Source organism: Streptomyces lateritius, assembly GCF_014649715.1.
Taxonomy (GTDB): Bacteria; Actinomycetota; Actinomycetes; order Streptomycetales; family Streptomycetaceae; genus Streptomyces; species Streptomyces lateritius.
Genome location: NZ_BMTO01000006.1, coordinates 1 through 11,784 on the forward strand (window position 1 = coordinate 1; position 11,784 = coordinate 11,784).

General features: G+C 65.2%; 9 protein-coding genes and 1 pseudogene. 4 read left to right on the forward strand and 6 right to left on the reverse strand.

The genetic code is table 11. The features are described 5' to 3' along the window. From IE136_RS13180 to IE136_RS13190, 3 genes and pseudogenes are all read left to right on the forward strand, one after another. A pseudogene (locus tag IE136_RS13180) lies at positions 1–91 on the forward strand (IS5/IS1182 family transposase); the annotation flags it as partial. 437 nt (positions 92–528) lie between these two features. After that, positions 529–1,299 (forward strand): helix-turn-helix domain-containing protein, encoded by a 771-nt coding sequence (locus IE136_RS13185; RefSeq protein WP_189600430.1) that lies wholly within the window; start codon positions 529–531, stop codon positions 1,297–1,299. Beyond that, complete coding sequence (locus tag IE136_RS13190; RefSeq protein WP_189600431.1) at positions 1,296–1,769, forward strand: NUDIX hydrolase; 474 nt, start codon at positions 1,296–1,298, stop codon at positions 1,767–1,769. The genes IE136_RS13185 and IE136_RS13190 overlap by 4 nt, the downstream gene beginning before the upstream one ends. Here IE136_RS13190 and IE136_RS13195 read toward each other — a convergent pair. From IE136_RS13195 to IE136_RS13215, 5 genes are all read right to left on the reverse strand, one after another. Further along, on the reverse strand, positions 1,757–2,326 hold the full coding sequence (locus IE136_RS13195) for an HD domain-containing protein (protein ID WP_189600432.1): 570 nt from the start codon (positions 2,324–2,326) through the stop codon (positions 1,757–1,759). The two genes, IE136_RS13190 and IE136_RS13195, sit on opposite strands and share 13 nt — an antisense overlap. A 10-nt stretch (positions 2,327–2,336) precedes the next feature. After that, positions 2,337–2,777, reverse strand: a complete 441-nt coding sequence (locus tag IE136_RS13200; protein WP_189600585.1) for a GntR family transcriptional regulator — start codon at positions 2,775–2,777, stop codon at positions 2,337–2,339. A 153-nt stretch (positions 2,778–2,930) separates the two neighbouring features. Beyond that, entirely contained in the window at positions 2,931–5,369 is a 2,439-nt protein-coding gene (locus tag IE136_RS13205) for a restriction endonuclease (RefSeq protein ID WP_189600433.1), read from the reverse strand. 491 nt (positions 5,370–5,860) lie between these two features. Further along, positions 5,861–6,073 (reverse strand): hypothetical protein, encoded by a 213-nt coding sequence (locus IE136_RS13210; protein WP_189600434.1) that lies wholly within the window; start codon positions 6,071–6,073, stop codon positions 5,861–5,863. A 229-nt stretch (positions 6,074–6,302) separates the two neighbouring features. Further along, on the reverse strand, positions 6,303–7,970 hold the full coding sequence (locus IE136_RS13215; RefSeq protein ID WP_189600435.1) for an SWIM zinc finger family protein: 1,668 nt from the start codon (positions 7,968–7,970) through the stop codon (positions 6,303–6,305). 364 nt (positions 7,971–8,334) lie between these two features. Between IE136_RS13215 and IE136_RS13220 the strand changes: the two genes are divergently transcribed. Continuing rightward, complete coding sequence (locus IE136_RS13220) at positions 8,335–9,006, forward strand: hypothetical protein (RefSeq protein WP_189600436.1); 672 nt, start codon at positions 8,335–8,337, stop codon at positions 9,004–9,006. A 103-nt stretch (positions 9,007–9,109) separates the two neighbouring features. Here the strand turns inward: IE136_RS13220 and IE136_RS13225 are convergent, their stop codons facing one another. Next, the gene (locus IE136_RS13225; RefSeq protein ID WP_189600437.1) at positions 9,110–11,692 is read right to left on the reverse strand and encodes a GmrSD restriction endonuclease domain-containing protein; all 2,583 of its coding nucleotides are present in this window, start codon (positions 11,690–11,692) and stop codon (positions 9,110–9,112) included. Positions 11,693–11,784: the final 92 nt, after the last annotated feature.

Below are 11,784 nucleotides of genomic sequence, written 5' to 3' on the forward strand. Positions count from 1 at the left end.
CCACCGACGCTACGAACGCAAGGCCGACCACTTCCTCGCCTTCACCAGCATCGCCTGCACCCTTATCTGCTACCGCAGACTCGCCAAATGAGATGGCTTCTAAGTCTTCGTCGATGCATCGGGACCTCCTCAGGTCGGTCGGATCGGATGAAGCACTGCAAGGGGGACCTGTGTCCCCACCCTCCGGCCGTTGCTCGCGGTCACCGGGCCACCTCGCCAGTACGGGCCGAAACCCTGTTCCACCTGGCCTTTAGCGGGATTGCAGCGTCCCCGCCCTGTGCTTGCAGACAGCACCTCTCTTCGGACCGAAGCCCGATGAGGTACATGTAATACCTGTTCCTCATCATGGAGAGACGGGTTGGGGTCGTCAAGTCCCTTGGTTTGCAAGGAGTTCGCGAACCCGCCTCGCTCGATGCCTCAAGCTTGACCTGATCAGGGCAGACGCTGGACTCCGCCCATGTACGGCTGCGGGACGACTTGGCTAGGGTGAAGTCGTCCCAAGTCGTCCCGCGGGTGGGAGAGTGCGGCATGGCCAACGAACGACTGCGCGGCGCCATCATCGAGAGCGGCATGACGCTCGATCAGGTCGCCGAGCGGCTCGGGGTGTCAGCGAAGACAGTGGAGCGCTGGATCAATGACCCCAAGCGCCAGCCGTACCGCCGCTTCAAGTACGCAACGGCCTCGCTCCTCCAACGCGAGATGTCTTACTTATGGCCCGAGGAACGGACGTCCGCAGAGGTCACAGAGGTGGGCAACGCCGAGCTGATCAAGCTCTACCCTCACCGCTCGGTCGTCCCGAACCGACTCTGGACGCAGCTGTACGCCGGCGCTCAGCGGTCCTTCGACGTCCTGGTCTACTCGGGGTTCTGGCTCACCGAGGACGCGGCTTTCCACCAAGTCGTCAAGGAGAAGTCGACCGCTGGCGTCCGTGTCCGATTCATGCTCGGTGACCCCGCCTCAGCCGCGGTGGCAGTGCGCGGAGCCGACGAAGGGATCGGCGGGGCCATGGCAGGCAAGATCCGCAATGCCCTGATCAACTATGCGCCACTCTTCGGATTGCCCGGCGTGGAGTTCCGCCTCCACTCCACCACGCTCTACAACTCCCTCTACCGCGCGGATGACCAGATGCTCGCGAACGGGCACCTTTACGGCGTCGGCGCGTACATGGCGCCGGTGCTGCACATCCAGCGGGTGGCCGGCGGTGAGCTCTTCGACGCTTACGCCGAGAGCATCGAGCGAGTCTGGGAGAGCGCCCGCCCCATCACCTCACCCACTGACCTGGGAGGCTCGGACGCATGAGCCGTATCGACTACTTCCGCGACCCCGCCGCCCCAAAGGCCAACTCGGTGGTGCCGTCCGTGACGGTCGTCGTTCGCGACGACAAGGGGCGGCTCCTCCTCATCCACAAGACCGACAACGACCTGTGGGCTCTCCCCGGTGGAGGCCACGACATCGGTGAGCGAATCGGCGACACCGCGGTCCGGGAGGTCAGGGAGGAGACGGGGATCGAGGTGGAGGTGGACAACATCGTCGGCCTCTACACGGACCCGGACCACGTCCTGGCGTACGACGATGGAGAGGTCCGCCAGCAATTCTCCATCTGCTTCCGGGCCCACCCGGTCGGCGGATCCCTCCGCACGAGCAGCGAATCGAAGGAGGTCCGCTGGGTGAACCCAGCGGACCTCGATGACCTGGACATCCACCCGTCCATGAGGCTGCGCATCCGGCACGGCCTGGACGAGTCGCGACGGGAGCCCTACCTAGGCTGAGAGCCGGCCGCAGCAGCGGCCATACGGCGCTCAACCCGCTCGCTGGCGGCGTAGATCTCGGGTGCCGCGCGCTGAATGAAGCGCCCCACGATGGTGTCCGGCCCGTACCGCTGAACGATCTCGTCCAGCCGAGCAATCGGGGTGGTGTGCCCGCCGTCCGGGGTAGTCGTCATGTCGGAGACGATCAGCGCGTCCACCAGCTCGGGCCGCTCAAGCTCGAACTCGGTCTCCAGCTCATGCCGGAGTCCTCGCTCCTCGGCCTCCAGAAGCGCACAGGAGTGATGCGCCACGAGCCGCACCACCCGCTCGTCGGCACCCTCCTGGTCCCGAAGGAACCGTGCCCCGTCGAGCGGGTGGAAGCCGGTGGTCGCGATGGCCGGCGAGTACCCCACATCATGCAGAACCGCCGCGGCCTCCAACAGCTCGGCATCAGCACCAAGGATCGGGCTCAGGGACTGAGCCCGCTTGGCGACGCCAAGGGAGTGCGCCCAACGACGCGGCAGCGGCTCGGACAGCATCGATTCAGAGAGCGAGTACGCCCACGCAGTAAGCCCCATGCACGTCAGGCTACGGCTCCTCGGGCGACGTCGGGAGAGCGAGAAGCGTCCTTCCCTTGCCATGCCTCGTGCCGAGCATGCCTGTGCCCTCCATCTGCGCGAGCGCTCGCCGCACAGCGCTGCGAGACGCATCCAAGCGCTCACATAGCTTGGCCTCCGACGGGAAAGCGTCGCCGACCGCTAGGGAGTCTTCATCGATCAGATCAATGATCCGGTCGATGAGGGGCCGGATTGGCTTGCTCGACGCACGCCAGCCAGCACCTGGGACAGAACTGACCAATCCTTCCGTCTGCAGCACGCGGAGAGCACGGCGGATCGTGTTGCGGGAAACCCTGTGCTCCCGCATGAGGGCCGCCTCCGATGGCAAATCGGCACCGCCCGCCTCCCTGATGCCCTGACGCAGAGCTTCGGCGATGAGCAAATAGGTTCCGCGCGGGCTGGCCTCCGGCACGGCGCCTCCTTCCAACTGATTCAACTGCTGCAAGGGTCACACACGACTGCCGTGCGCCAGCCACCTGCCTTGCAGAAGCATGCCCAGCAGGCAGCGATTGAGCGCCACCAAACATCACATATCGGGATATCCGTCGCCGCAGCGGGTGCACAGTTAGATCAGTGTTTCAAAAAGTTCACCGATCGGATCGCCAGGCTGCTCAGAGGAGTGAATATTCCCCTCATCACGCTCTTCCCTTTCCCGTTCACCCGGGTCCGATTCGTCCAACTCTTCGTCGCCGAAATCGAGATCCTGAGCAACTTCGTACTGGAGCATCGACAGTCGATCTACGAGAGCGACTGGGTCCAGTGATTCATGAAGTTCGAAATCTGATAGCGCCTCTTGGAGGAAAGATAGGGAGCTTTCACATTCCACAACGTTGTTCACTCTTCCAGCCTCTGCCCAGTCCCACTCTGACGCAAAAGACGCAAATCGCTGCCGAAGATTTGCCTCGCTTTGCTCAGACCAGCGCGATGGTTTAACGCCGAGGTCCCTAAAGACAGAAAGGGCCGACTGAAAGTCCTCAGGATGTTCAAGGACTTGCAGCATCCTGGCTGCTGCAAGGTCACGGGCCGCAACGAGCTGATCCTCTACGCTCTCATACCTCGACAGATATCGCATGAGAGGAAATTCGCGCGCCAAAAGCCCCAAGTCGGCCTGCTCAATACGCTCGGTCAACATGTGTACAATGCTGAGCAAAGAGCCCTCTTCAAGGAGGCTTCGACCATACTTATGGTCGAGAATCAGCATGACAAGGTGTCGACTCCTGACGGATACCTCACGTCGGATTGCCACTCGATAATACGTGGGGCTATTCTCCCAGGTGCACGATTCTGCGGACTCCAGCCGCGTTAATGCAGACATCAGTACTGTCTGGTGACCTGGAGCGAGCCGAGGCAACTGCCGTCCCTGCGGCGCAGCCCCGAAGAACGCATCGAATGCAATCCGGACGAGTTGAGTATGGGAATCCTCTCCGAGCTCCCAGAGCGCGAGCGTTTCTGCTTGCTCAAAGAAGAGACATCCATGGGCCATCTGATTAATTTCATCCGGATGAGTTGACAGGTACGACGAGACGTAGTCAACAAAGGAAGGGTTGGCCAGCTGAATTAGCGTTGCACGATTACTTGGATGAAATCCGTTCACCTGATCATCTAGCGCCGTGTCTACAGAAACCTGGATGAAGGTACCTTCCAGCTTCTTGAGCAACAGCCTCAGCGTGTGCAGATCTGTCCGTCGCCCTCCATCGACGGACTCATAGGCATTTAGCGCACGGTGCAAGTCCTTGAGCTCGACTCGCGTACGGATGGTGGTCAGGACCAGCAGCAGACTCCTCTCCGCCGCAGAGAGCTGGCTCTCAAAAATTCGCTCCCATAGCTCGCGAGGATCATCAAGCGCATTCAGAACATATTCGAAGAAGAATTCATCCCCGACTCCAGAGTTTTTAAAGTTTTTCGTGACAAGCTCGATGATCCTGGGGTTGAAATTGGCATGCCGAATAACCTCCATGTACCTCCTTTCCCGCAAGACCGACCTGCGCGCAACATCAGAGAGTTCGGCGAAATGAATGTGGTTGTAGAAGATTTCCGCCTTCTGTTCGGCAGTGTAGTGCGACAGGTCGAGGATCACCTTTCCGTCGGCCAATGTTCGCGAACTCTCTAGGCGCTCATGAACCTGCTGCGCCTGCTGGAGAATGTACTCGCGTGTAGTCATGATCAAGACCTTGTCGCCCGCATCGCGAATACGTTCAACCAAATTCGCCAGTCTACTGTCTTCGTTTTTGTTCAGATTGTCGAGCAGCGAGTTCTGACCCAAGAAATCATCGTACAGAAATGCTTGCTTAACTCCAGGCTTCCACACCTTCTCGATGTCCGTCACGTCACTGGAAGCAGAATGAGCTTCCCAACCGTCAGACAGAAGCTTGACAAGAAGCGTCTCGGCAAGAGTCGTTTTACCAATTCCCGGCTCTCCCGAGATAACGCAGACGTGATGCTCCTCCAGCATTTTCAACGAATCGGGATAGGCTTCGCTATGAACATAAAGTTTGCGCCGCTTGATAATCCGGTCGACAAGTCCCGAACTCCTCTGATATAGCTCAGGATGGAGAAGATGATCCAAGACGGCACTCGAAGTAATCCATAGCTTAAAGTTATTAAGCTCCACGCGAGGGTGCAGTCTCAACAGATTGTCAAGGTCGTCCACACCCCAGATATCGTCGACCTCCAACCGCACCCCAGCGAACATGGCTGCGATTTCTTGCTTGTTCTGACGTGTCAGCGAAGCTGAGGTTGCCAAAATATAGCGACAGGAGAACCGGTCGCCGATCTTTTTGGCTTCAGATTCAAGCTGCCCCTTGATCTGCGCAAAAGTCCGCCCTGGCGAATGCTTGCATTGGGCAATGAGGGTTTCCTCGCCGTTTCGATGGAGGCGGATGTCGACACCCCCATCCCGGCCCGGCGGAAACGTCTCCATGCGCACCCCATGATTTGCCTGGAGGAGATCCCTCACCAAGATTTCGAAGTCATGAGGAGAGAGATCGCTGTAGTTGCGCGCCATGCGTCCAGTATCCCAATGAGTCCTCGGTGCTGGGGCTGGCTTTACAAAGATCCTTCCTTGGCTAGCGGCGGCGAGGGACGCCGACGGCCCGCCGGCTCAACGGCCTGCCAGCACCTCTGCACGCAGGCAGCCACAGCAGCTCTCCCCCTCCCCCCCGTCCTCACCCGAGCAACCCTCGGTAGGGCTGCTTCGGCCAGGCACAACTCACTCCCGCGAGTGAGCAGCGAGTGATCCGCAGGCAAACGCGGGCCTCGGATGGGAACTTCCGCAGGTCAAGGACTCTTGTGCACAGCACTCAACCATGCCCTCCGGAGCCGTGTGCGCAGGTTCGAATCCTGCCGGGGGCACTTCGCAGGAAGTGCCTAAAGACCCCGCCACCAGCGTTGACGCTGAGGACGGGGTCTTCTTGCGTGTGCGGCCGCATGCCGCCCGAAGCGGCTGCATGTCGGGGTCCGTGGACTATTCGTGGACAGGATCTTGGCGCATCACAGTCAGAGGACCGATAGGTCGAGCCACCTGTCGAAGCGGCTCGCACCGTCGAAGGGTTCGACGATCAACTTGGCGGGCGTGTTCGACTCTACGATCGACGGCGCATCGATCACGAGGAACTCAGCGCGCGCTGGGTCGATGTGGAAGCCGTGTCCCGCCTCCCTCAGCAGAGGCTCCACCCACTCAGCACGCTGCCGGTCGAGCGCAGCGAACACCGCAGGGTTCTCTGACCATCGATGCTCCGAGACATGGCCTCCGCAACTGGCCACCGGCACACCGCCGATGTAGGACAGAGCGTGCGACAGAGCGGCTACCCCAACCTCCAGGCCCCCCAAATCCGCTTAAAAGTCCTCAGGCTCCTCTTCTGAGAGGCTTGGAATTCTTTGGAGGAGCCGCTGATCGGCGAAGGCCGGCCCCACTGAGGCGAGCGTCATTCCGCGAACCTCACAGGCCGTGCTCGTCCATCAGTCGCATGAGGTTCCGCTTGCGCTTCTGCGCCGCACGCAGGTCGGTGACGTACGTGGTGAAGTCGTCCGGCGTGCCGAGGCGGCGGCAGCAGTCGCGCATGCTCAGGAGCAGGCTGACGAGCTGCTCGTAGGCGTGGTTGCCGGTCTCGCGGGTGAGCGGGCCGGCCAGGCGGTGGTAGACGGCCAGGGCGTCGGCGGGCCGGGTGGTGCGGAGGTGGTCGGCGAGGGTGAGCCACTGGCCGTCGTGGGCGCCGTGCTCCGTGGCTGCCTGCCAGGCGGCATCCGTGTCCTTGTCGTCCAGGAGGGCGTCGACGAGGACGCGCCCACCGTAGCTTTTCGCCCGTTCCGCGTCGGCCCGCAGGAGATCCAGGGCCTTCCCACGCTCGGGCGGCCAGCATGCGGCGGCCCGGGCGGCAGCACGCAACCGCTGGTAGGTGAGCAGGGTGCGGCGGGCGGCGAAGTGGTCGCGGCGCAGGGTGACAGCGTCGGCAAGCCGGCCGGCGTTCGTGTAGCGGTCGGCGAGGTGATCGACGAGGGTGGTGTCGACCGTAGCGAGGTCCTCGGTGTCCTGGATACCGCGCTCGGCCCATTCCAAGGCTTCGACGGGGCGGCCGGCGGCGTCCAGTTCGCGGGCGATGAGCAGGTGGGTGTGGCCGTTCGGTGCGAGGTCGGCGGCGTGCACGGCGATCACCGTGTCGATGTCCCGTCCGGCCTTCGCCAGCCGCTGCATCAGGTGTTTCTCGGCCCAGCCGGTGCGGTTCGCCTGCCAGGCGTCGACCGCGTAGCGGCGAAGGGCGGCCATCCCCTGCTCGCCGAGCAGGTCCTCGTAGTCGAGCGGGTCGATGTCCGTCAGGTCGACCGCGTCGTCGAGCGCGTAGGTCACCAGCCAGTGCGCGAGTTCCTCCGGGTCGGGGTGCGCCGCGCGGCAGGCGTCGCCGTGGGCCTCGGCGAGGCCGGTACCGATCTGCCCGAGCCCTCCGTCGGAGTCGTCGACGCTTTCGGCCACCCCGGCCAGGAGACCGATCGCTTCCCGCGCCAGGGCCATCGCGTCGACCGCCCGGCCGGAGCACGTCAGCGCCTTGATCGCGGACACCGCCTGCCCGGCCTGGTCTGCGTAGGCACGGGCGTCGGCGTACTCGACGTAGCCGTACCGCGCGAACGGACCGATGTCGAGCAGCTCACGGACGCGGGACCGGACCCCGGCCAGATCACCACGAACGCTCGCCGCCCGCAGCTCCAGGCGGCGCCGCAGCTGCCGGTCATCGGCCGCCTCCTCCCGTACGAGAGCGAGCAGCTCCTCCCTCGACAGGCCCGACAGCCAGGCGTCGAAGCCGAGCGCCCGATCCCGGGCTGTCTCACGCCTACGGGGGAGGTCCGCGTCCTGGGCGATGACGGTCAAGCCCAGTGCGACGAGATGCTTGCAGAAGTTGCCGTCCTGGCCGTACGGGCAGTCGCACGTGCCCGCCGGCGGCTTGCGCCCGCCCAGGAGCAGCTCCACCTCGTACCGCTCCGTGCCGCGAACCGACGCCCTGATCCAGCCGTCACCGAGCTCGATCCCGGACACCGCGTCGACATAGCCGAGTCCACGCTCGAACGAACGCTCCCCGGCCAGCTCCCTCAGCATCGCCTCTGTAAGACCGCCCACGACCCTCCGCACTCCGAACCGGGCACTCCGAACCGGCTCGGGCGCCCCTCAACGGCCCTCACCCTAAAGGCCGCCAGGTCGAACGACCTCAGGAATCAGCACGGTGCCGCCTCCGCGAGACATTGCCTTCAGCAGCCCGACACCTCGCGAGTCACGCCCACTCCGCCGCCCGGCCGGCGGGTCCGCCGCGCACCAGACCGTCCACGGCCGCTCCGTGGACCGGAGCGTCGGCGCACCGGTCTCCGTCCCGTACCCGTGGTCGTACGCCGGTGACGGAGAACCGAACGGCCGATCCTCTGCGGCGCCTCACCCCTGCCTGTAAGGTCGTCGACCGCTCCCCCGGACCTTCCCCGAAAGGTGCCGCATGACGAAACCCGCCACCGTGAACCTGACGAAGGCTGCCCCCACGGTCTCCCTGAACAAGCACGGCGTGACGTCGGGACTGATCAAGGTCAACCTCAACTGGACCTCGCCACAGGCCGCTGCCCGACGTGCGGCCGCCGAGGCGCGTGGTCTGTTCGGCCGGATCCGGGCGTCGCTGCGGTCAGCCACGGCCAGGACCGTGGACCTCGACCTCGGTTGCATGATCCGCTGCACCGACGGCACGAAGACGGTGGTCCAGGCCCTGGGCAATGCGTTCGGCACGGTGGAGCGCTTCCCGTACGTCGCGCTGGACGCGGACGACCGGACCGGCTCCCGGACGGCGGGAGAGAACCTCGTCATCAACCTGGACCACCAGGCCGAGTTCCAGAAACTCCTGCTCTTCGTCTACATCTACGAAGGGTCCGGCGACTTCCGCGGCCTCGACGCGGTGGTGACCCTGACTTCCGATCGCGGCGACCGTTTCCGCGTGGTTCTGGACGAATGCCCGCCCCAGGCGCACGCCTGCGCCATCGCCCTCATCAAGCGCCAGAGGGGCGAACTCGTCATCGGACGCGAAGTGCGCTGGTTCACCCCGCAGGACGGCCCCGGGGTCCAGGACGTGATCTCCCGCGCTTACCGGCTCGGCATGAAATGGACCCCCGGCCGGAAATAGAGCCCTGCGGCCGCGCCCACCCTTCGGGCGCCCTCGGCGCCCGAAAGGCGTACGGTCCGGCCACTACGCCGGCCAGGGTCGCCGTCCGTCGTAGCGGGCCTACTCACTTCGAGGCCCCGGGCTCGGCGTCGGCCGGGCGGCGGGCCTCCGTGAGCGTGACCGTGTGGACGAACCACTCCAGGACTCCGCGGATCTCGTGGCCGTGCTCCGCGAAGACCTCCAGTGGGAAGGAGGGGCGAAGGTCCAGCTTCGCCTCGGCGAGGTCGATGCCCTCCACGCGGTTCAGGCGTGCCATCAGCTCGCGCCGCAGCGACTCGTCGTCGAAGGGCGGGCGACGCTTCAGGTACTGGAAGACCACCTCGACGGTGCCCGTCACCGGGTAGAGGGCGATCGGCCACAGCGTGCGGGTACGGCCGCTGCCCAGACGCAGGGTGGGAAAGCAGCTGGTCTCGCTCTTCTCGCCGTAGACGAGCACACCGCCCTGCTCCTCCCAGAACCGCAGCGCCGCCAGCGTCTCCTCGACCGTCTCGGGTGTCTGGTTGTCTCGTAGCAGTGTCTCGAAGCGTCCGGCGGCGGTGTCGCCCTCGCCGTCCTGGACGGGAGCGGGAGACTCCTCCTCGGAGTCGTCCCTCCCCAGCAGGCCGGCGAGGTCCGCGGCGGTCAGCCGGTGGGATCGACGGGCGCGGCCCGACTCGTCGAACGGCACCCCCTCGGCCAGGAGGAGGGACTTCGGGTCGGCGGCAGCCTCATGGCCTTCGGGCCAGCGGAAGCCGGGGGAGATCCTGCCGTCCGCCATGAGGATCCGGTACGCCCCCTGCAATCCGGACTTGGTGCTCACGTGCTGGCCGACCGCCACCGCGTGGGTGCCGACGAGTGCGGCGAGATCGCCGTAGGTCGTCCAGGTGCCTGCCGGCATCGCGAGGAGGGCCTGACGCAGTTCGCCCCAGCCTGCCCATTCCGCGTCCGCGTGGACGGCGCCTTCGATGGGACCGGGCCAAAGTTCCAGAGCGCGGTGGGCGAGTTGTGCACCCCTTGCGAGGATCTCGGCCCGGCCCCAACGGTCCTGGGCCGCGATCTGCTGGTTCATCCGCAGAGCGCTGGAGTCGAGGATCTCCTGCTTGCGGCGGAAGGGGTGGTTCGAGAGCCGTGCGTTGTCACCGGAGAGGGTGAGGTTGCCCAGCGTGTGCACCAGCTGGCCGTGCAGTTCCTCCGGGCTCTCGCCCTCCGCGGCCTCCTCCGCCAACAGGTCGAACCACTGCTGGGCGGGCTGCTGGGGCATGACATGCTCGACCGTGAGTTGCGCCTTGGTGTAGTCGACCGGCTCGCTCGCGCCATGGCTCTCCTCGAACCGGCGGAGGATCTCGAAGCGCTGATTCGACCGGCCCGTCTTGTAGAAGGGGCGGGTCAGGACCGCCTCGCGGACCACACTGTCGGACGGCCAGACCCGCGTGCCCGTCTTGGCCGACAGGGCGCGGCGGACCGCCTCGGCGAGCGCCTCCTCCTTCTCCACCTCCTTGGGCAGCTCCATGAACGTGCGGTTGTTGCCGGTCGTGGAGTTCCCCGCGAGGAGGCGCCGGGCCATGTAGCTCTCCGCGTACGACAGGGCCGTCGCCGCTTCCTGCGGACCGCATCCGCCCTCGTCCACCCGGTCGAGGAGCAGGAGCGCCAGCGGGAAGTGGGTCTGGCCACCCCAGCGGGACAGGCGTACGAGCACATCGCGCAAGCCGGGGTGCGTCTCGCGCTCCGGCTCCAGGATGCGCATGAGGCGGTGGGCGCGCAGGGACAGCCGGGTGATCTCCGCCTCGAGCGCCGCTTCGTCCGTGCTCAGCGGTTCGAGCCGTCTCTTCTGATCACGGTAGATCTCGCTCTGCTTGGCCCGGTTGTTGCCGCCCACAACCAGGTCGAGCCAGACGAGAAGCTCCAGATTGGCCGGACCGAGCAGGTCCTGCATGGGCAGCCACAGATTGCGGTAGACGGCCTCGCCCCGCGTGGGCAGGCACATGAAGAGATAGTTGCGCAGCAGGTCGCTCTGGCTGAGGCCGACGCCCGTGTTGTTGATGGACTCGAAGATCCGATAGACGTTGTCGCCCTCGGCCGCGGTGATCGACACGATGGAGAGGTAGTCCCTCAGCACGGCCTCCACGGCGTCGACCCAGTCCTCTCGGCCGCTCTCCTCACCCTCGGCGAGGGCCGCGAGGAAGAACCGGTAGGCGCCTCCGACGTTGCCCGCCCCGCCGGCCGTGGGGAGGGCTTCCACACAGGCGACGAAGGCCTCGCGGTCCGCCTGGGTCGGCAGCAGGCGGTAGTGGTCGTTCCCGTCCTGGTAGCCGTTGACGAGGATCAGATCGTGAATCCGCGCGGCCTTCTTGTCCGAGCCCCGGACGCGATGGCGGTCGCGCAGAGCGGTGAACGCGAGCATCAGGGTGGTCAGTCGCTGCTGACCGTCGACGACGAGCCATCGCTGCATGCCCCCGGCGGCGACCCGCTCGGGTGCCAGCACGACCGAGCCGAGGAAGTGCGCGGTCGGGGACCTGCCCTCCTGCTTCTCCTCGACGAGTTCCAGCACGTCGTCCCACAACTGCCGCAGCTCTTCACGCTGCCAGCTGTAGGTCCGCTGGTACAGCGGGACCTGGAACTGCGTCTCGCCGTGGACCAGTTTGCTGAACGTCGTCTCCTGGGCGTGCACGCGCGTCCCCTCCCCGAGTCTTCCCCCGTCGGCCCGCCATTGTGCCGCACCGCAGGGCTCGTGATCAGCCGATCTCTGGGGCGAACTGAGCC

What these genes read in the sequence shown, in the direction of transcription:
- IE136_RS13195 (WP_189600432.1), bottom strand. Translation starts at nt 2,326, where the DNA reads ATGGGGCTTACTGCGTGGGCGTACTCGCTCTCTGAATCGATGCTGTCC.
- IE136_RS13190 (WP_189600431.1), top strand. Translation starts at nt 1,296, where the DNA reads ATGAGCCGTATCGACTACTTCCGCGACCCCGCCGCCCCAAAGGCCAAC.
- IE136_RS13205 (WP_189600433.1), bottom strand. Translation starts at nt 5,369, where the DNA reads ATGGCGCGCAACTACAGCGATCTCTCTCCTCATGACTTCGAAATCTTG.
- IE136_RS13185 (WP_189600430.1), top strand. Translation starts at nt 529, where the DNA reads ATGGCCAACGAACGACTGCGCGGCGCCATCATCGAGAGCGGCATGACG.
- IE136_RS13220 (WP_189600436.1), top strand. Translation starts at nt 8,335, where the DNA reads ATGACGAAACCCGCCACCGTGAACCTGACGAAGGCTGCCCCCACGGTC.